The sequence below is a fragment of the Edaphovirga cremea genome, assembly GCF_003332275.1.
GTDB classification, from domain to species: domain Bacteria; phylum Pseudomonadota; class Gammaproteobacteria; order Enterobacterales; family Enterobacteriaceae; genus Edaphovirga; species Edaphovirga cremea.
Genome location: NZ_QOVA01000001.1, coordinates 592,911 through 612,759 on the forward strand (window position 1 = coordinate 592,911; position 19,849 = coordinate 612,759).

General features: G+C 52.4%; 15 protein-coding genes. 4 read left to right on the forward strand and 11 right to left on the reverse strand.

Going from position 1 to position 19,849, the window contains the following annotated elements:
• Positions 1-12: 12 nt before the first annotated feature.
• The 5 genes from ltaE to DRI82_RS02755 all read right to left on the reverse strand — a co-directional run bounded on the left by ltaE (position 13) and on the right by DRI82_RS02755 (position 7,001).
• Positions 13-1,032, reverse strand: a complete 1,020-nt coding sequence (ltaE, locus tag DRI82_RS02735; protein WP_114191950.1) for a low-specificity L-threonine aldolase — start codon at positions 1,030-1,032, stop codon at positions 13-15.
• 168 nt (positions 1,033-1,200) lie between these two features.
• Positions 1,201-2,922: a ubiquinone-dependent pyruvate dehydrogenase gene (gene poxB, locus DRI82_RS02740; protein WP_114191951.1), complete on the reverse strand. Its 1,722-nt coding sequence runs from the start codon at positions 2,920-2,922 to the stop codon at positions 1,201-1,203.
• A gap of 260 nt (positions 2,923-3,182) precedes the next feature.
• Positions 3,183-4,187, reverse strand: coding sequence for an NADH oxidoreductase (hcr, locus tag DRI82_RS02745; protein ID WP_114191952.1), 1,005 nt, complete (start codon positions 4,185-4,187; stop codon positions 3,183-3,185).
• A gap of 55 nt (positions 4,188-4,242) precedes the next feature.
• The gene (hcp, locus tag DRI82_RS02750; protein ID WP_114191953.1) at positions 4,243-5,895 is read right to left on the reverse strand and encodes a hydroxylamine reductase; all 1,653 of its coding nucleotides are present in this window, start codon (positions 5,893-5,895) and stop codon (positions 4,243-4,245) included.
• 206 nt (positions 5,896-6,101) lie between these two features.
• Positions 6,102-7,001: a LysO family transporter gene (locus tag DRI82_RS02755; RefSeq protein WP_114191954.1), complete on the reverse strand. Its 900-nt coding sequence runs from the start codon at positions 6,999-7,001 to the stop codon at positions 6,102-6,104.
• A 268-nt stretch (positions 7,002-7,269) separates the two neighbouring features.
• On the opposite strand from DRI82_RS02755, the gene DRI82_RS02760 reads away from it, so the two are divergent.
• Positions 7,270-8,952, forward strand: a complete 1,683-nt coding sequence (locus DRI82_RS02760) for an ATP-dependent endonuclease (protein ID WP_114191955.1) — start codon at positions 7,270-7,272, stop codon at positions 8,950-8,952.
• A gap of 424 nt (positions 8,953-9,376) precedes the next feature.
• Here the strand turns inward: DRI82_RS02760 and cspD are convergent, their stop codons facing one another.
• Positions 9,377-9,598 (reverse strand): cold shock-like protein CspD, encoded by a 222-nt coding sequence (gene cspD / locus DRI82_RS02765; RefSeq protein WP_114191956.1) that lies wholly within the window; start codon positions 9,596-9,598, stop codon positions 9,377-9,379.
• Between the two features lie 353 nt (positions 9,599-9,951).
• On the opposite strand from cspD, the gene clpS reads away from it, so the two are divergent.
• Both clpS and clpA read left to right on the forward strand, forming a co-directional pair.
• Positions 9,952-10,272, forward strand: coding sequence for an ATP-dependent Clp protease adapter ClpS (gene clpS / locus DRI82_RS02770; RefSeq protein ID WP_114191957.1), 321 nt, complete (start codon positions 9,952-9,954; stop codon positions 10,270-10,272).
• 28 nt (positions 10,273-10,300) lie between these two features.
• Positions 10,301-12,580 carry an ATP-dependent Clp protease ATP-binding subunit ClpA gene (gene clpA, locus DRI82_RS02775; RefSeq protein WP_114191958.1) on the forward strand — a complete coding sequence of 760 codons (2,280 nt, stop codon included), beginning with the start codon at positions 10,301-10,303 and terminating at the stop codon, positions 12,578-12,580.
• Between the two features lie 175 nt (positions 12,581-12,755).
• On the opposite strand, the gene infA is transcribed toward clpA, so the two are convergent.
• The 5 genes from infA to trxB all read right to left on the reverse strand — a co-directional run bounded on the left by infA (position 12,756) and on the right by trxB (position 18,555).
• Positions 12,756-12,974 (reverse strand): translation initiation factor IF-1, encoded by a 219-nt coding sequence (gene infA, locus DRI82_RS02780; protein ID WP_114191959.1) that lies wholly within the window; start codon positions 12,972-12,974, stop codon positions 12,756-12,758.
• A gap of 126 nt (positions 12,975-13,100) precedes the next feature.
• Positions 13,101-13,802 carry a leucyl/phenylalanyl-tRNA--protein transferase gene (gene aat, locus DRI82_RS02785; protein WP_114191960.1) on the reverse strand — a complete coding sequence of 234 codons (702 nt, stop codon included), beginning with the start codon at positions 13,800-13,802 and terminating at the stop codon, positions 13,101-13,103.
• A gap of 42 nt (positions 13,803-13,844) precedes the next feature.
• Positions 13,845-15,566 carry a heme ABC transporter ATP-binding protein/permease CydC gene (cydC, locus tag DRI82_RS02790; protein WP_114191961.1) on the reverse strand — a complete coding sequence of 574 codons (1,722 nt, stop codon included), beginning with the start codon at positions 15,564-15,566 and terminating at the stop codon, positions 13,845-13,847.
• A 2-nt stretch (positions 15,567-15,568) separates the two neighbouring features.
• The gene (cydD, locus tag DRI82_RS02795; protein ID WP_114191962.1) at positions 15,569-17,335 is read right to left on the reverse strand and encodes a heme ABC transporter permease/ATP-binding protein CydD; all 1,767 of its coding nucleotides are present in this window, start codon (positions 17,333-17,335) and stop codon (positions 15,569-15,571) included.
• A 251-nt stretch (positions 17,336-17,586) separates the two neighbouring features.
• Complete coding sequence (gene trxB / locus DRI82_RS02800; protein ID WP_114191963.1) at positions 17,587-18,555, reverse strand: thioredoxin-disulfide reductase; 969 nt, start codon at positions 18,553-18,555, stop codon at positions 17,587-17,589.
• A gap of 694 nt (positions 18,556-19,249) precedes the next feature.
• Between trxB and lrp the strand changes: the two genes are divergently transcribed.
• On the forward strand, positions 19,250-19,744 hold the full coding sequence (lrp, locus tag DRI82_RS02805) for a leucine-responsive transcriptional regulator Lrp (RefSeq protein ID WP_072925842.1): 495 nt from the start codon (positions 19,250-19,252) through the stop codon (positions 19,742-19,744).
• The last annotated feature ends 105 nt before the right edge of the window (positions 19,745-19,849 follow it).

The window sequence follows — 19,849 nt, forward strand, 5'->3', positions numbered from 1 at the left end:
GGAAACAAAAGACTACTTATCAGGATGTTGGCTCAGGAACTGCTGCCATAATCCCACGAAACGCTGGAGATCGTCGCGGTTAACATCCAGATGGGTAATCATCCGGGTGATCGGCGCAACATTCATCAGCACACCGCGTTCACGCATCCAGTCGCCCAGCAGGCTTGCATGGTAAGCGCTTTGGCGAATGAACAGAATATTGGTTTGCGCACCCGGTGAAACGATCTCAATGCCAATCTCACGCAGTTGCTGTTCCAGCCAGCGCGCATTGTCGTGATCTTCCTTCAGGCGCTGCACGTTATTTTGCAGGGCGTAAATACCCGCAGCGGCCAGAATACCGGCCTGACGCATGCCGCCACCGGTCATCTTGCGCCAACGCCTTGCGCGCTTAATGTATTCGTCACTGCCGCACAGCAGCGAACCCACTGGCGTACCCAGTCCTTTTGAGAGGCAGATGGTCAGCGTATCGCAATAGCGGCTGATTTCACTGAGTTCCACGTTCAGCGCCACTGCCGCATTGAAAATTCGGGCACCGTCGATATGCAGCGCCAGCTTTTTCTCGCGGGTCAAAGCCCATGCCTGTTGCAGGTAATCAAGCGGCAAAACTTTGCCGTTGTGGGTATTCTCCAGGCTGAGCAGACGGGTGGGGGCGAAATGGATGTCATCGGGTTTGATGGCGGCAGCAATTTTATCCAGCGGGATAGTGCCGTCTTCATCGGCATCAAGCGGCTGCGGCTGGATGCTGCCCAGCACTGCTGCGCCACCGGCTTCATACAGATAGTTATGGGCTTTCTGTCCGACAATGTATTCCTCACCGCGTTGGCAGTGGGTGAGGAGGGCAACCAGATTCGCCTGGGTGCCGGTCGGCAGGAACAGCGCCGCCTCTTTGCCGGAAAGTTTGGCTCCCAGCGCTTCCAGCGCATTGACTGTTGGATCGTCACCATAAACATCATCACCCACCTCGGCGCTCGCCATGGCCTGGCGCATAGCGTCGCTGGGTCGGGTTACTGTATCGCTGCGTAGATCAATCAACGTAAAATCCTCATATCGGCATCAAAGATGAAAGTTTGCCTTCATCATAACCAGATTAAGCAGGCAGGAAAGCAGAGCAGAGAAAAAAACGCTACAGACGCGCTGAGTTGCCATGAAAACGGATGCCGGGCAGGCATCCGTTGCGCAGTTTTCAGGATGGCTCGGTTATCAACGAAGGAAGTTGGTTTTTGCCAATTCCACCACTTCATCACCGCGACCATTGATAATGGCACGGAGCATATACAGGCTGAAGCCTTTGGCCTGTTCAAACTTGATCTGCGGTGGCATTGCCAGTTCTTGCTTCGCAGTGACCACATCGATCAGCACCGGGCCAGGATGCGCCAGTGCTTCCTGTATCGCGACATCCAGCGTGGAGGCTTGCTCGACACGAATCCCCTTGATTCCCGCCGCGTTGGCGATAGCAGCGAAGTCCGGATTGTGCAGATCGGTACCATCGGTAAGATAGCCACCAGCCTTCATCTCCATCGCCACAAAACCCAGCGTACTGTTGTTGAAAACCACAATTTTGACGGGCAGTTTAAGCTGCGCCAGCGTGAGGAAATCGCCCATCAGCATGGTAAATCCGCCGTCGCCACATAATGCAATCACCTGACGATCGGGTTCTGTTGCCTGTGCGCCGATCGCCTGTGGCATGGCGTTGGCCATTGAACCGTGGTTGAACGAGCCAATCAACCGGCGCTTGCCGTTCATTTGCAGATAGCGCGCAGCCCAGACGGTCGGTGTGCCCACGTCGCAAGTGAAAATAGCGTCCTCGCTGGCGAAGCGGCTGATTTGTTGGGCGAGATATTGCGGGTGAATAGGCTGCCCGTCTTTTGCCACCGCCAGTGCGTCCAGATCTTTACGGGTGGTGTGATAATGTTCGAGCGCTTTATCGAGGAATTTACGATCGCTCTTCTCTTTCAGGTTGGGCAACAGCGCCGTCAGCGTGGATTTGATATCCCCCATCAGTGCCAGATTCACCGGGCAATGCGCGCCGATGCTGCCCGGGTTGATATCAATCTGGATGATCTGCGCCTCGGTTGGAAAGAATGCCCGGTAGGGAAATTGGGTGCCGAGCATCACCAATGTATCTGCATTCATCATGGCGTGATAACCCGAGGAGAAACCGATCAGACCGGTCATTCCCACGTCGTAGGGGTTATCCCATTCAATATGTTCTTTGCCGCGCAAGGCGTGCACGATCGGTGCCTTGAGAATTTCCGCGAGTTTCACCACTTCATCATGGGCACCCGCACAGCCACTGCCGCACAGCAAAGTAATGTTTTTCGCCCCATTGAGCGTTTCGGCCAGCGTTTCGAGTTCGGACATGGCAGGCAACATCAGCGGTAATTTCGGAGTGCGCCATACCGGTTTGGCATCTTCAGGCGCGGCCTGCAATGCAACATCACCCGGCAAGACAATCACCGAGACGCCGCGGTTAAGAATGGCTTTGCGCATGGCAATTTCCAGCACGCGCGGCAACTGCTCAGGGTTGGATACCAGTTCACAATAGTGGCTGCACTCACGGAACAGCTCTTGCGGATGCGTTTCCTGGAAATAGCCACTGCCGATTTCACTGGAAGGAATATGTGCAGCGATAGCCAGCACGGGAACATGATTGCGGTGACAGTCGAAAAGACCGTTGATCAGATGAAGGTTACCCGGCCCGCACGATCCTGCGCAGACAGCCAGTTCCCCGGTTAACTGTGCCTCGGCACCGGCAGCAAAAGCGGCGACTTCCTCATGGCGTGTTCCCATCCAGTCAATGGTGCCCATCCGGTGCAGGCTGTCGCTCAGGCCATTCAACGAATCCCCGGTTACGCCCCAAATACGCTTGACCCCAGCTTGTTCCAACGTTTTTGCCAGCAGTGTCGCAACGGTTTGTTTCATAGTTCCCCCCTATTTTTCAATGAATTATGTCCTCATCAGCCCAAAGCGTGCCAATCGACTATCCTGTCTTGTTCAGCCCAGCTAAGCATAGTCCATTGTGACTGTATGATTGATTTGATGAATGTAGATTCGTGCTATTTCTGGACAGGACGGAATGGCGGCGTGAAGGTTGTAGGGGGAAAAGGGGGATTTCGCCTTATGAACAGGTAAAGATAATTCATAAGGCAATGGCATGGGTTTTCAGGAATGGGTTTGCAGGATCAGGCGAGAACGATGTCACCCTGTAATTGGCAACTACATGCCAGTACGTAACCCCGCGAAATTTCCTCAGCAGTCAATGTCATCGTGCTGCTGGTGGTGTAATCACCTGAGAGGATTCGGGTTTTGCAAGACCCACAGACACCAGCCCGACAGGCGGCATTGACCGGCACTTTGTTCATCTCCATGGCAGCCAGCAGACTGGTGCCGACCGGCGCGCGATACTCGGCTAGCGGCGTGCGGGTAACCAGTTTCAAGGACGGGCCAGACGCAGACTCTTCTTCCTGAACCGAATGAAACTGCTCTTTGAAGACGCGATCGGCAGGGACACCCATTTCGCGCACCAGCGATTCAGCCTGTTTCATATAAGGCGCGGGACCACAGACCATCACCATACGATCGGTAATATGGTGGACGCGTTGCAGGGTGGCATTATTCAAACGTCCCTCGCTGAACCCTTCTTGCAGTTGCTGCTCTGCCATGCGGATCAATTGCAAATTCTGCGGATATCGTGCCTGCAACTGCCGCCACTCTTCGGCAAAAATCACATCCTGCGGCGTACGGACATTAATAATCACCGACAGATTGGCTTGGGGACGATGAACCAGCAGCCAGCGGCACATGGACATAATTGGCGTCACACCACATCCGGCACCCAACATAAGGTAATCAGCAGGCGAATGATTGGTGCAAGTGAAATCGCCTTGCGCAGCGGAAAGCCACAGGTATTGGCCCACGCGGGTCGCTTCCGTCAACCAGCGGGAACCGGTGCCATCAGGCAGGCGGCGGACACTGAGTGTAATAAAAGGACTCAATCCAGGCGTGGAGGAAAGCGTATAGGCGCGCAGGGTGTCGGCACTGTTTTTAATGCTGACCAACGCATACTGGCCGGGCTGGTAAGGATAGAAATCGTGGTTAATCAGCGACAGCGTCCAGACATCCGGCGTTTCTTGCCTGATGTCGTGAATTTGCATACGGTTCGGGCACAGCGGGGTAGGCATAGTCATCGTGGACCTCAGAAAACAGGCCGGAAGCCGCGCTGGACTTCCGGCTAGAGGGAAATCAGGAAGCCAGAATCTCGTTCATATCCTGCTCAACCGTCGTGATAGAGCGCATACCGAATTTCTCGTTCAGAATCGCCAGCAAATTATCGGTCAGGAAGCCCGGCGCGGTGGGTCCGGTGTAGATATTCTTGACGCCCAGCGACAGCAAGGTCAGCAGAATCACGATCGCTTTCTGTTCAAACCAGGAAAGCACCAGACTCAGTGGTAAATCATTCACGGTACAACCCAGTTTTTCAGACAGATTAACGGCCAGCATGATGGCGGAATAGGCATCATTGCACTGACCGACATCCAGCAAGCGTGGCAGCCCTTCGATCGTCCCGAAGTCCAGCTTGTTGAAACGGTATTTGCCGCACGCCAGCGTCAGGATCAGGCAGTCCTGCGGTACGCTGCGGGCGAAATCGGTAAAGTAACTCCGTTCTTCGCGGCTGCCATCGCAACCTCCCACCAAAAAGACGTGGCGCAGTTTCTTCTGTACCACCAGATCAATGACCGTATCGGCGGCATTGAGCAGGGTTTGCCGGCCAAATCCCACGGTGATCTGATGTTCGATTTCGCTGTAAGGGAAACCGGCCAGCGATTGAGCCTGGGCAATGATGGTCGAGAAGTCATCGCCTTCCAGATGGTTCACGCCCGGCCAACCGACAATACTGCGGGTCCAGATGCGATCGCCGTAATTACCGACGTTAGGATCGATAATGCAGTTGGACGTCATCACAATCGGGCCCGGGAAGCGTGAGAACTCGGTTTGCTGATTCTGCCAGCCGCTGCCGTAGTTACCGACCAGATGGGCGAATTTTTTCAGTTCCGGGTAGCCGTGTGCTGGCAGCATTTCACCGTGGGTGTAGATATTGATTCCGCTGCCTTCGGTCTGTTCCAGCAGCATGCGCAGATCTTCCAGATCGTGACCCGAGATCAGGATGGCTTTCCCTGCCACTGGGCGCACATTGACGGATGTCGGTTGTGGATGGCCGTAAGCATCGGTTTCACCGCGATCGAGGATCGCCATGACATTGAAATTCATTTTGCCGATGCCCATGGCATTGTTCAGCAAGGTTTCTACATCAGTCGGTTGCGTACCCAGCCAAGCCATATAGGCATGGTAATCGGCATAGATATTTTCATCGGACTGACCCAGAACATGGGCATGTTCCATGTAGGCCGCTGCGCCTTTCAAACCGTAGAGGCACAGCATCCGCAGACCGTGGATATCGTCACCAATCTGCGCTTTATCGTTATCGAGGGCGAACTGCTGTGATTGCAGCAGTAGGGTGGGCATATCGCTACCCGCTAAACGGATTTCCGCCATCGGATGATCCACGCGGGCGCTGGCATCGAGCAGGCGGCAGCGGGCGGCCAGTGAGTCGCGCAGGGCGATGGTTTCACGGGCATAGCCGATGATGCGATCGGAATCGAAATTGACGTTGGTCAGGGTCGAGAAGAAAGCACGCGGTGCGAAACTGTCGATATCCGCATCCACGATTCCCAGCGCCCGTGCCTGTAATGCCCAGGCGGAGAGACCTTGCAGCACAGCGACCAGCAGATCCTGCAGGTCCGAGGTTTCAGCGGTTTTACCGCACATACCCTGCGAATAGGCACAGCCATTGCCTGCTGGGGTACGGATAGTCTGTTCACATTGCACACAAAACATTCTCGCGTCCTTTTTTAAACGTGCATCCATTATGCATGTTTAAAGGGTAGATCCGACACGGGCGCTTAAACAGACATTTTTAATGCAATCTGGCGATCCTTTGATGTAACGCAAATTTAGGTGGGAATGAGAATGGTTTCAGAAAAAAACGGATGAAATCAATGATATTTCATCCGTTTTTCCTGCAAAAGTCTCAAGATTGACGATCAGGAGGAGAAGAAGGCCATTAATACGGGGGCGATCAGGCTCAGCAAAAAGCCATGGACGATTGCCGGGGGAACCATATCCAGACCGCCACTACGCTGCAATACCGGCAGGGTAAAGTCCATCGATGTAGCGCCACATAAACCGAGGGCCGACGAGCGACTGCTGCGCACCAGCGTTGGGATAAGCATGATGGCACAGAGTTCGCGAGCCAAATCATTGAAGAACGCGGCGCTGCCAATTACCGGGCCGAAAGAGTCCGTCAGCACAATCCCGGAAAGCGAATACCAACCATAACCGGAAGCCATCGCCAGACCGGTCTTCAGGGGCAAACTGAGCAGCAAAGAGGCAATGGCACCACCTGCGAGTGCACTGACTGCGACCACGATGGCGACGATCATCCCACGTCGGTTCAACACGATTTGACGCAGGGTCATCCCACTATTACGCAATTGGATGCCGACCAGGGCCAGTAAAAATATCAGCGCGTACTCGCTGCCCAGCGAAGCATAGGTAAGGAAGTGCCACTGAGTCAGGCCGAGCAGGAAGCCCAGAATCACCACGCCGCACAGTTTGAGAGACTCCAACGCCATATGCAGCCGTGAGGGTAATGTTTCCTGATGGTGGGTGGTTTTCCAGGGCAGTCTTCGCTCAAGGAACGCCAGCGCCAACAGATTCAACAAAAAGATACACAGGAACAGCACTGAGGCATATTTAAAGATCAACACCAGATTGGTACTGAGATTATCCAAAAACGCCAGACTGATCCCCATAAAGAACAAAATGACGTAGACCATCCAGCTTAAAAGACGATTGATCGCCATGATCAGCGATTTACTTTTCAGAGGAATTAAATAGCCGATGATCAACGGCAAAAGAATGATCAATAAACCTGAATACATGACGTAATTTTCCGGCCAGATAAATAAAATGAAACGATAATTCGGGTTGTTGCTTGGCCTGAAAATCCAAAGACACCCTGTCAAATAAAAAGCGCTGGCAACTCTTTTTGCATTGAATTTGCACTAAATAGTTGGCAAGCGTTATCAACCTACCCAAAACATCTGCCTGAGTAAAGCAACAATCCGTGTCGCACTAGATGAAGTGTCTGCTTGACCTGCAAGGCTTTTCTTGACCATGCTTAGGGATAATGTACAGCGGGGGCGAAAGATGTATCTGGAACATATCGATATCGTTGGATTTCGCGGCATTAATCGCCTGTCGTTGGCTCTTGATAGCCGTCAGTCTTACAAAAATATGGTGTTAATTGGCGAAAATGCCTGGGGGAAATCCAGCTTACTCGATGCACTGACGCTGCTTCTTTCACCCGAACCGCAATTGTATTGTTTCAAGCCAGTGGATTTCCATTTCCCAGCGGGAGATCAACTGGCCAAAGAGCGCTATCTGCAAGTTATCTTTACTTTTTGCGAGAATGAGCCGGGACACTCGCAGGTTCCACGCCTACGTCATTTGTCGCCGCTATGGGTGCGTGGGGAGGGTAACAAAAATCGCATCTATTATCGTCTTGAAGGCGAACTGGACGGTGATGGTACCGTCCTAACCTGGCGCAGCTTCCTCGATGAAGAGGGTAACGCGCTCGATCTGCACGATATTGATCAACTCGCCCAGGGCCTGATTCGTGTGCATCCGGTGCTGCGCCTGCGGGATTCCCGTTTTATCCGTCGACTGCAAGGCAAGTCTCTTGCGCCTAATATGGCGGGCGACAATCACCTGCTGGCGAAGAAACTCGACGATCTTACCCGTGAACTGGTACATAATCCGCAGAAGTTGACCAACAGTGAATTGCGTCAGGGTTTGACGGCGATGCAGCAACTGCTTGAGCATTATTTTTCAGAGCAAGGGGCGCAGCATGAAGGCCGCAGTCGCCATCATCGGCATGCGCGTTCTGAATCACGCAAAGCCTGGCGTTCACTCGAAAACATCAATCGCATGGTTGCGGAGCCCAAAAGTCGCAGCATGCGTCTTATTTTGCTCGGTATCTTCTCTACGCTGCTGCAGGCCAAAGGATCGGTGATTATCGACCCGCATGCCCGGCCGCTATTGCTGATTGAGGATCCCGAAACCCGCCTGCATCCGATTATGCTGTCGGTGGCCTGGGGACTGCTGAATCAGTTGCCATTGCAACGGATTACGACGACCAATTCCGGGGAGTTGCTGTCATTGACGCCTGTTGAGGATGTTTGCCGTCTGGTGCGCGAGTCTTCACGCGTGGCCACTTACCGCATAGGCCCGGCAGGGTTGAGTCCTGATGATAGTCGCCGTATCGCTTTTCACATCCGTTTGAATCGCTCTTCAGCACTGTTTGCCCGTTGTTGGTTACTTGTGGAAGGGGAAACAGAAGTCTGGCTGCTCAACCAGTTAGCACGGCAGTGTGGCTATCATTTTGAATCTGAAGGGATCAAGATCATTGAATTCGCCCAGTGCGGGATCCGCCCACTGCTCAAATTTGCCCGGCACATGGGGATAGAATGGCATGCGCTGGTTGACGGCGACGAGGCCGGCAAAAAGTATGCCGCCTCAGTACGGGCAATGGTTGAAACCACCAGGGACATTGAGCGCGATCGATTGACCGCCTTGCCTGCGCGTGACATGGAGCATTTCATGTACCGTGAGGGGTTCAGCGATGTCTATCACCGCGTTGCCGCACTACCCGGGAACGTCCCTATGCCCCCCCGGCGGATCATCGAAAAAGCGATCCATCGCACCTCGAAACCCGATCTGGCAATCGAAGTGGCCATGGCTGCAGGTGAAAGGGGTATCGAGTCAGTGCCGATGCTAATCAGGAAGATGTTTTCGAGAGTTCTATGGCTCTCCCGAGGACGCGCCGACTGATTTTGTGGAAGGCTACTGCGCGTCGCCATTTCCCTCCCGGGCAGTGCTCGAACTCCTCACGTACATTAAGTACGTTCCGGGTCCTGTGCGCTGGCCGTGAGAGAACTCGGCTAGCTCGCTACGCCCTTGGCTTTTGAGTAAGTGGCTACTGCGCGTCGCCATTTCCCTCCCGGGCAGTGCTCGGACTCCTCACGTACATTAAGTACGCTCCGGGTCCTGCGCGCTGGCCGTGAGAGAACTCGGCTAGCTCGCTACGCCCTTGGCTTTTGAGTAATTGGCTACTGCGCGGGGCAAAACATTATTCTTCTATTCAGCACTTGAATCGTTGTAGTTCACCCTCATCTTAAAAAAATGCCAGTCAATAACTGACTGGCATTTTTTAAGTAAACCTAGTTGTAGGGTAGGTTTCAGATTGGGTAGGGAATCAGGCAACCGCTTCAACTTCCGTTGGGATGATCAGGCTGGCATGGTTTCCTTTGGGGCCTTGGTGGACATCGAATCTGACTTGTTGTCCGGCCTTTAGCGTTCTATAGCCCTCCATCTGGATGGTGGAGTAGTGGGCAAAAATATCTTCACCGCCATTGAGCGGACAAATGAAGCCAAAGCCCTTGGCATTATTGAACCATTTAACAGTACCCGTCTCCATGCTTCTATATTCCTCGCAAGACTTTTCTGTTAGTTAGTTGAGGTAAGAGCGACCAGGTACGTCTGGGAGTTGATTAAAACTCCGTCAACGCACGAATTTACACTCTAGTGGAAATGGTATGCACGTCAAGGGATCGGCTTTTGTCCAGACAAGGCAGTTAATCAAAATTTGAAGCAGTTAACGCTATTGGCTTTTTTTGATTAAAAATTATACTCAAAGAGCGGTAGGTCATTGATGGCTGGAATCGGCCTTAAAGATGTTTGGTGATGGTAATGTAACATCAATAGCGTGTAATCTGAGTTTAAGCCCGATGACACGGGCATTCTTGACATGACTTTGATGATGGGTAGGCGATGGGCAACAATCAAGATTGGCTAAATTTTGAGCATTTAATTAAAGATAAGCAAATGGATGCGGTAAAACCGCCGTCCATGTATAAAGTTATACTTAACAACGACGATTACACACCGATGGAATTTGTGATTGACGTTCTGCAAAAGTTCTTTTCTTATGATATTGAACGTGCAACGCAACTGATGCTTACCGTGCACTACAAAGGGAAGGCCATCTGCGGTGTTTTTACCGCAGAAGTAGCGGAAACCAAGGTAGTTCATGTGAACCGTTACGCACGGGAAAACGAGCATCCGTTGCTATGTACGCTGGAAAAAGCCTGAATAAAGGCAACCTATTGGGGAGGTGCTTATGCTCAATCAAGAACTGGAACTCAGTCTCAACATGGCTTTCGCCAGAGCGCGCGAGCACAGACACGAGTTTATGACCGTGGAGCACCTGTTGCTTGCATTATTGAGCAACCCTGCAGCCCGGGAGGCACTTGAAGCCTGTACGGTTGATCTGGTGGCGTTGCGCCAGGAACTTGAAGCCTTCATTGAACAGACCACGCCAACCTTGCCTACCAGTGAAGAAGAGCGTGACACTCAGCCTACGCTTAGCTTCCAGCGAGTGCTGCAACGTGCGGTATTCCACGTTCAGTCCTCTGGCCGCAGTGAAGTGTCTGGTGCCAATGTGTTAGTGGCTATCTTCAGCGAACAGGAGTCGCAAGCAGCATATCTGCTGCGCAAGCATGATGTCAGCCGCCTTGACGTGGTGAACTTCATTTCCCACGGCACGCGCAAAGACGAACCGGGTCAGGCACCTAATGCCGAGAATCCGGTTAATGAAGAGCAGCAGTCGGCAGGGGAAGACCGTATGGAGAACTTCACCACCAATCTGAACCAACTGGCTCGCGTCGGCGGCATTGATCCGCTGATTGGACGTGAGAAAGAGCTGGAACGTGCCATTCAGGTGTTCTGCCGCCGCCGCAAAAACAACCCATTGCTGGTGGGTGAGTCCGGTGTCGGTAAAACTGCAATTGCGGAAGGTCTTGCCTGGCGTATTGTGCAGGGCGACGTGCCAGAAGTGATGGCGGACTGCACGGTCTATTCCCTGGATATTGGTTCCCTGCTGGCCGGTACCAAATACCGTGGTGACTTTGAAAAACGTTTCAAAGCCCTGTTGAAACAGCTGGAGCAGGATCAGAACAGCATCCTGTTTATCGATGAAATTCACACCATCATTGGTGCCGGTGCGGCATCAGGTGGTCAGGTAGATGCGGCCAATCTGATTAAACCACTGCTGTCGAGCGGCAAAATCCGGGTGATTGGTTCAACGACCTATCAGGAATTCAGCAATATATTTGAGAAGGATCGTGCCTTGGCGCGTCGCTTCCAGAAAATTGACATTACTGAGCCTTCCGTTGAAGAAACGGTACAGATCATTAATGGCCTGAAGACCAAATATGAAGCGCACCATGATGTACGTTATACCGCCAAAGCGGTGCGTGCGGCGGTTGAGCTGTCGGTGAAATACATTAACGATCGTCATCTGCCCGATAAAGCGATTGATGTCATTGATGAAGCGGGTGCGCGTAGCCGCCTGATGCCTGCAAGCAAACGCAAGAAAACCGTGAATGTCAGTGATATTGAATCTGTGGTTGCGCGGATTGCGCGGATCCCTGAGAAATCAGTATCATCCAGCGACCGTGATGTGCTGAAAAGCCTCGGCGATCGTCTGAAGATGCTGGTCTTTGGACAGGATCCGGCGATTCTGGCGCTGACCGAAGCCATCAAGATGAGCCGTGCGGGATTGGGGCAAGATCACAAACCGGTAGGTTCTTTCCTGTTTGCGGGTCCGACGGGGGTGGGTAAAACTGAAGTCACGGTACAGTTGGCGAAAGCGCTGGATATCGAACTGCTGCGTTTTGATATGTCGGAATACACCGAACGTCATACCGTCAGCCGCCTGATTGGTGCGCCTCCTGGCTACGTAGGTTACGATCAAGGTGGGATGCTGACTGATGCGGTAATTAAACATCCGCACGCGGTGGTGCTGCTTGACGAGATCGAGAAAGCGCATCCGGATGTTTTCAACCTGCTTTTGCAGGTCATGGACAACGGTACGCTGACTGATAACAACGGGCGCAAGGCCGACTTCCGTAATGTGATTCTGGTGATGACCACTAACGCCGGCGTTCGTGAAACTGAACGTAAATCGATTGGCCTGATTCAACAGGACAACAGTACCGACGCGATGGAAGAGATCAAGAAGGTATTTACACCCGAATTCCGTAACCGTCTGGACAACATTATTTGGTTCAACAACTTGTCTCCGAACATTATCCAGCAGGTTGTCGATAAGTTCATTGTCGAACTGCAGGCGCAACTGGATGCCAAAGGCGTGTCGCTGGAAGTCAGTGATGAGGCCCGTGATTGGTTGGCAGTCAAAGGTTACGACAAGGCAATGGGTGCGCGTCCAATGGCGCGTGTGATGCAGGAAAGCCTGAAAAAACCCTTGGCGAATGAACTGCTGTTTGGTTCGTTGATTGATGGCGGTTCGGTAACAGTTGAACTGGACAGCGAGAAACAAGAGCTGAAATACGAATTCCTCAGTGCGCAAAAGCGCAAAGCGGAAGGCGCAGTTCACTGATGACCTGACTGACATCAGTTGAAAGCAAAAAAGCAAAGAGCGATGGTGACATCGCTCTTTTTTGTGCACTGAAGTTTTGACGTCAGAAATAACTAAACGCCCTTACCGTTATCGGGAAGGACGCGGAGGGTTTACATCTTTGACGTTCACTGACGATCAGTGGAAGGTGAGCCGATCAGCGGGCACGGAAAGTGATGCGGCCTTTGCTCAGGTCGTAAGGGGTCAGCTCTACGCTGACTTTGTCGCCTGTCAGGATGCGGATATAGTTTTTACGCATTTTACCGGAGATATGAGCAGTTACCACATGCCCGTTCTCCAATTGAACGCGGAACATGGTGTTCGGCAGCGTATCAAGAACAGTGCCGTGCATTTCAATATTGTCTTCTTTGGCCATCGAATCCTCTAGGTCTAACTACCTTAGTATTTAACTGGTAAATAATGCTAAAAAACCCACGTTATGTAAAGTAGTGTTGTCACACACCACATCGTTTCTCCACATTATAGCAAGAAATGGACGGGTTTATGTCATGTGGGGTAAAACTTGCGGCAACCAGCAATTGGCTGGTAGTGATTGACGCTGAAGCTCAGTAAGTTGCTGCAAAAAGTGGCGGCGGGGTATTTCTTTCGCTCCAAGTGACATAGTGTGAGGGTTGAGCACCTGACAGTCAATCAGTTCTCCGCCATGATGGGTAAAATGCTGGCAAAAAATCATTAATGCGCTCTTTGAGGCATTAACCTGACGGCTGAACATTGACTCACCACAGAATAAGCGGCCCATTGCCACGCCGTACATGCCGCCTACCAACCGATGCTCATCCCAGACTTCGATGGAATGCGCATGGCCCTGGCGATGTAATTGGTTGTAAGCCAGTTGAACGTCGGGACCTATCCAGGTGCCTTCGCTGCGTTCGTCCGCACAGGCGGCAATAACCTGCTCAAATGCCGTATTGAGCGTGAACCTGTAAGGGCAGTGGCGAAGAAAACGTTTCATACTGCGACTGATATGCACTTCGGTAGGGAATAAAACGGCGCGGGGATCCGGCGACCACCAAAGAATCATCTCGCCAGGATTGAACCAGGGGAAGACACCATAACGGTATGCTGACAACAGTCGGGCTGCAGAAAGATCGCCGCCAATTGCCAGCAAACCATTGGGTTCGCGCAAAGCACCCTCAGGCGAGGGGAACGCTATCGAATGGGAGGTGAGCTGCACGATACGCATAAAAGCCCTCAGAAAGCGTTAAGGGAGCATTGGGCATAGATATTATAGCCTCTGACAGAAATGATAATAGCGACCACGTTGGGCGAGTAAGGTCTCGTGGTTACCCTGTTCGATAACATCGCCATTATCCATCACGCAGATGCGATCCATATGCTCCAGCCCATACAGTCGATGGGTGATCAGGATTAACGTTTTGCCCTGACAGTGCTGGCGCAACAAGGCCAAAATGTTCTGTTCGGTTTCTGCATCCAACCCTTCGGTAGGCTCATCAAGCAGAACCACCGGCGCATTATGCAATAACGCGCGTGCTACGCCGAGACGTCGTTGTTCGCCACCCGAAAGCTGGCGGCCACCTTCGCCCAGCCAGGCATTCAATCCTTCATTGTCCAGTAAATTAGCCAGGCCAACTTTTTCGAGCACCGAACATAATTGATCGTCACCGCACTGTGGCGCAGCCATCAGCAGGTTTTCACGCAGTGTGGAGTTGAAAATATGTACACGCTGGGTCACAACCGACATCATCTGCCGCAACGTGGATTCCGCATAATCAGCCAGAGGTCGATCGTTGAGGAGAATTTTACCTGTCTGTGTATCCCATGCGCGCGTCAACAGCTGGAGCAGCGTAGATTTGCCACAACCGGTGCGCCCCAACAAGGCAATATGCTCACCGGCAGTCAGCGTCAGGCTGAGATTTTTCAATACGGGGAGCGGTTGTTCGGGATAAGTGAACGTGACGTCTTCGATGCGCAAAGTGACCTGTGAGGCAGAGGCCGGGCCTTGCGCCGGGAAGCTCACTTCTGGCGTTTGCGAAGTAATTTGTGTTACGCGTGTCGCGGATGCGATGACCTGACCAAGGTGCTGGAATGCGCCCGCAACCGGTCCCAATGCTTCAAATGCAGCCAGTGTGATAAAGACAAACAGCGCGATCAACGCACCCGGTTGGCTATTCCCACCGATGCCGCCAGCGGCCAGCCAGAGCATCAAGGTGACGGTTAATCCGGTTGCCGCAATCATCAGCGCCTGCGCCAGCCCTGCCAGCGTCGCCTGCTGTTGCTGGCGTGCCATCCAGCGATTTTCAATATCAGTCATTGCCTGGCGAAAGCGGTTGTGTGCACCGAAGACCACCAGTTCTGCCTGACCTTGTAACCAGGCCGTCAATAATGTCCGGTAATCACTGCGAAGCGCAGTCAGTTCCTGGCCGATGGGGTGCCCCGCGCGATAAAATATCAACGGCAACGCCGCCAGCAGGACCAGCATGATCATCCCCAGCGTCAGCGCCAGCGAGACATCAAGGAAACTCAGGCCAAAAGTAACAACGGCAATAATTGCTACCGCGCTGATTAGGGGCGAAATCACCCGCAGGTAGAGGTGATCCAGCGTATCGACATCAGCAACCAGCCGGTTCAGTAATTCAGCCTGCTTGAAACGGGCAATTCCCCCAGGCGAAAGCGGCATTATTTTCTGGAATGTAAATACCCGCAAATGCGACAGCACACGGAACGTCGCATCATGACTGACGACGCGTTCGGCGTAACGTCCCGCCGTTCGGGCAATGGCCGCACCGCGTACACCTGCGGCAGGCAGCATATAGTTAAAGGTATACAGACCCGCCAGCCCGGCCAGCGAAGAGGCCGCGAGGAACCATCCAGACAGGGTGAGCAAACCGATACTCGCCAGCAGGGTGACAATAGCCAGCACGATCCCAAGGCTAATGCGGAACCAGTGGCGGCGATAAAGTGCCAGATAGGGCAGCAGAACACGCATGATTAAAGCTCCTTGCTGCGTTGGGCGAGAAGACCTGCGAAGAGGCCGGGCTGCTGACAGAGTTGCTGGTAGCTACCGCGTTCTAGCAGCTTGCCGTGGCTCATTACCCAAATCTCGTCATACTCCACGGTGTCTTCCAATTGATGGGTCACCAGCAAGGTGGTCTGACGCGTGGAGGCGGCATTAAGCGCCTGCATCACCCGATTCTCACTGTGCGCGTCAAGACTGGCTGTCGGTTCGTCCAGCAACATCAACTGGCACGGACAGAGCAAGGCGCGAGCGACCGCCACCCGTTGCGCCTGGCCTACGGAGAGCCGTGCCGCGTTATCGCCGACGACGGTGTCAAGACCCTGTGGCAGCAACGGCAAAAATTCGCTGACCCAGGCGTGATCGACGGCAAGTTGCAACTGCTCTTCACCGGCATCGGGGTGATTGAGCAGAATATTATCGCGCAGTGTAGGTGCGGGCAGATGGGGGTTTTGCCCAACCCAGCTCAGGTGTTGACGCCACGACTGCGGATCGAGTTCTCGCAATTCGTGTCCGTTCACTTTCAGCGAACCCTGATACGGCAGGAACCCCAATAAAAGATTCAGCAGAGAGCTTTTCCCTGCGCCGCTCAATCCCACGATGGCCACACGCTGATTGGCTGCGAGGCTAAAGGTGAGCGGACCGGCCAAAAGCGTGCCTGAGGGGGAAAGAATCTGCAACTCATTGGCTTCCAATTGAACCGGCTGATCGACAGGAAGCACGCGTTGCCCTTTGCCCACGCTTTCAACTTCCGCACTGAGGAAGGTCAGTAGCGTTTCGGCCGCACCCACCGCCTGTGCTTTGGCATGGTAGAACGTACCGAGATCGCGTAGCGGCTGGAAAAACTCAGGCGCAAGTATCAACACCAGGAACCCTGCAAAAAGGGTAACGCTGGTGCCATAGCTGCCAAAATTCAGTTCACCCAAGTAGGAAAAACCAAAATAGACTGCGACAACGGCGATGGAAATAGACGCGAAAAACTCAAGGACGGCAGAGGAAAGGAAAGCCAGCCGCAACACTTCCATGGTACGGACGCGGAAATCTTCGGAGGTGCGGGCGATTTGATCCGTTTCTGCTTTGGCTCGGTTAAAAAGGCGCAGGGTGTCCAATCCGCGCAGGCTGTCGAGGAAATTGCCGCTTAGGCGTGCCAATGCCACGAAGTTACGCCGATTGGCATCTGCGGCCCCCATACCTACCAGTGCCATAAATAAGGGAATCAGTGGCGCGGTGGCAAACAGTATGACTGCTGCTGCCCAGTTTATTGGGAAGATGCAGATTAAAATCAGTAAGGGAATCATCCCGGCAAGATACATTTGCGGTAAATAGCGGGAATAATACTCCTGCATATCTTCAATTTGCTCAAGAATAATCGTCGCCCAACTGCCCGCAGGTTTGCCCTGGATCCAGGCGGGCCCCAGCTGTTCCAGCCTGTCGAGCACCAACGCACGGATCTCCTTGCGTACCACTTTACCGCAGATGAACCCGACCTTTTCCCGCAGCCAGGCGATAATTGCCCGGGCGATGAAAGCGGCGGCAAGCAGGACAAAATCGGTGATCAACGCATCTCTGGGAGCCTGTTCAATAATGAGCGCGTGGAGTAAAAAAGCCATCAACCACGCCTGGGCGATAATCAACAAGCCACTTAACAGACCCAATAACATGGAAAGGCGAAGCCATCGCTTCGACAATGCACTTTGCTTTTTCAGCCAGTGGATCAACTCTTGTTGTCTGGTTTTATTCATCAGTCAATCAGTCTGCGCAGGAGATGCATTGGAACAAATGCACGGTGTTGGTATGCAGCATTATAGTAACTACATGATTTCTAAAAGGCTCCCTACTTTACAGAATGCCTTTTCCCCTTGCCGTAAACATCCGATGTCAAACGACGGGCACATGTTACCTCGTCATGCGCTTTACTGAAAATATTAAGGCGACCCGGAGGTCGCCTTTTTAACATTTTGAGCGTGAATAGAGATCCCGCTGGCAAAATGACTTATCGGTTATTGGTTTGTGCCAGTCCGTCAAGATAACGTTCCGCATCCAGCGCAGCCATACAACCAGTGCCTGCAGAGGTAATTGCCTGGCGGTAAATATGATCCATTACGTCGCCAGCAGCAAAAACACCCGGAATGCTGGTCTGCGTCGCATTGCCATGGAGGCCGGATTGAACCTTGATATAGCCGTTCTCAAGTTCAAGTTGCCCGGCAAATATCGCGGTATTCGGGCTGTGGCCAATTGCGATAAACGCACCGGCAACATCCAGTTTTTCCAACTTGCCGGTCAGGACATTGCGCAGATTGACGGCGGTAACGCCCATGTTATCACCCAAGACTTCTTCCAACGTTTTGTCGGTGTGCAGAACGATATTGCCGTTTTTTGCCTTTTCCATCAGTCGGTCGATCAGGATTTTTTCTGCACGGAAACTGTCGCGGCGATGAATCAGATGAACTTCAGCGGCGATGTTTGCCAGATAAAGTGCCTCTTCAACCGCGGTGTTCCCACCGCCCACGACCGCGACTTTCTGATTGCGGTAGAAGAAACCATCGCAGGTTGCGCAGGCAGACACGCCTTTGCCTTTGAATGCCTCTTCGGAAGGCAAACCGATATAACGTGCGGAAGCGCCAGTCGCAATGATCAGCGCATCACAGGTGTACTCTTCGCTGTCGCCAATCAGACGAAACGGGCGGGTTTGCAGGTCGACGCGCTGGATGTGATCAAAAATGATTTCAGTATTGAATTTGGCCGCATGCTCATTCATGCGTTCCATCAATATCGGGCCTGTCAGACCTTCGGGATCGCCTGGCCAGTTTTCAACCTCAGTAGTGGTAGTCAACTGACCGCCTTTTTCCATGCCGGTAACCAGCACCGGATGAAGGTTGGCGCGAGCAGCGTAGACCGCAGCAGTATAACCTGCCGGACCGGAGCCAAGAATCAACAACTTACTATGTTTAGCCGTACCCATCAGTACCTCATTTCCACTATGGCGGATCATGCAATGCAGTGATTGTAGGGAAAATGCAGAATTAAAAAAAGTAAACTGCGATGTTGTTAGCAATTTGTTTGATAGATTTTACCTATTTATAATTGAACAGATTGAAAAATATGCAGTTATTCTTCCGCGAAAACCCAAGGCGACGCTTTGGCGCGGACAAGGGTAAATTGTTAATGAAACACCGTTCCACCAAGGTGGAATAAGCCTTCACGCTGTAGGGGAAATCGAATGACGTGGTTGAGATAACACGCAGGATAAGATAGCTGAAAAGGAGGTGCTTGTTTTTTAATCTGGCACGTTCTTCTGATTTTGCTTCTTTTACTTTGACAATCCGCTGCGCATTTGCGAAAACATCAGAGGAAGAAGAAATTAACCACGTGCATGTTAGATTTTGCCCAAGCGTCACTTCGCTGGAACGATTGTGGTACGGCGTAAGAGTGTTGTGTGCTGGTAGTGGGGAATGTTGTGGGGAATTGGGGTCTTCTTCAGACGCAGCGATAACCGGATTCTTCTCCCGGAATAGACAGGCAGGGGCGGGAGAGGGCCATCAGGTAATTATAAGCATATATCAGTCATCGGGTCTTCGCTTGGGACAAGCCCTCAACACATTGAAGTTGGCTAGGGTGTGGCAAGTGCAGGGAAGGACAGTAGAGAGACAATAATAATGGCAGACAACAAAAAACGACCGGGAAAAGATCTCGACCGCATAGACCGTAACATCCTTAACGAATTACAGAAGGATGGACGGATCTCTAACGTTGAGCTTTCAAAGCGGGTAGGCTTATCCCCTACGCCATGTCTGGAACGCGTTCGCCGTTTGGAACGTCAAAATTTCATTCATGGTTATACCGCATTGCTCAATCCTCATTATCTGGACGCATCGCTGTTGGTATTTGTTGAGATTACTCTCAACCGTGGCGCGCCGGATGTATTTGAGCAATTCAATGCAGCCGTACAAAAGCTTGAAGACATTCAGGAATGTCATCTGGTATCCGGCGACTTCGACTATCTGTTGAAAACCCGCGTACCCGATATGTCCGCTTACCGTAAATTGTTGGGTGAAACATTGCTCCGCCTGCCAGGCGTCAATGACACCCGTACTTATGTGGTAATGGAAGAAGTGAAACAGAGTAACCGCTTGGTCATTAAGACCCGGTAAAGGCGCAGGTGCAAAACCTGAAAAAATTCGCTACACTCCTGTTTATCTATACAGCCATGGCACCGGGAAGGCTTTCCGGTGCTATTGCTTTTTCAGTCAACAGGA

What these genes read in the sequence shown, in the direction of transcription:
- clpS (WP_114191957.1), top strand. Translation starts at nt 9,952, where the DNA reads ATGGGCAACAATCAAGATTGGCTAAATTTTGAGCATTTAATTAAAGAT.
- lrp (WP_072925842.1), top strand. Translation starts at nt 19,250, where the DNA reads ATGGCAGACAACAAAAAACGACCGGGAAAAGATCTCGACCGCATAGAC.
- infA (WP_114191959.1), bottom strand. Translation starts at nt 12,974, where the DNA reads ATGGCCAAAGAAGACAATATTGAAATGCACGGCACTGTTCTTGATACG.
- clpA (WP_114191958.1), top strand. Translation starts at nt 10,301, where the DNA reads ATGCTCAATCAAGAACTGGAACTCAGTCTCAACATGGCTTTCGCCAGA.
- hcp (WP_114191953.1), bottom strand. Translation starts at nt 5,895, where the DNA reads ATGTTTTGTGTGCAATGTGAACAGACTATCCGTACCCCAGCAGGCAAT.
- cydC (WP_114191961.1), bottom strand. Translation starts at nt 15,566, where the DNA reads ATGCGTGTTCTGCTGCCCTATCTGGCACTTTATCGCCGCCACTGGTTC.
- aat (WP_114191960.1), bottom strand. Translation starts at nt 13,802, where the DNA reads ATGCGTATCGTGCAGCTCACCTCCCATTCGATAGCGTTCCCCTCGCCT.
- DRI82_RS02755 (WP_114191954.1), bottom strand. Translation starts at nt 7,001, where the DNA reads ATGTATTCAGGTTTATTGATCATTCTTTTGCCGTTGATCATCGGCTAT.
- cydD (WP_114191962.1), bottom strand. Translation starts at nt 17,335, where the DNA reads ATGAATAAAACCAGACAACAAGAGTTGATCCACTGGCTGAAAAAGCAA.
- trxB (WP_114191963.1), bottom strand. Translation starts at nt 18,555, where the DNA reads ATGGGTACGGCTAAACATAGTAAGTTGTTGATTCTTGGCTCCGGTCCG.
- poxB (WP_114191951.1), bottom strand. Translation starts at nt 2,922, where the DNA reads ATGAAACAAACCGTTGCGACACTGCTGGCAAAAACGTTGGAACAAGCT.
- cspD (WP_114191956.1), bottom strand. Translation starts at nt 9,598, where the DNA reads ATGGAGACGGGTACTGTTAAATGGTTCAATAATGCCAAGGGCTTTGGC.
- DRI82_RS02760 (WP_114191955.1), top strand. Translation starts at nt 7,270, where the DNA reads ATGTATCTGGAACATATCGATATCGTTGGATTTCGCGGCATTAATCGC.
- hcr (WP_114191952.1), bottom strand. Translation starts at nt 4,187, where the DNA reads ATGACTATGCCTACCCCGCTGTGCCCGAACCGTATGCAAATTCACGAC.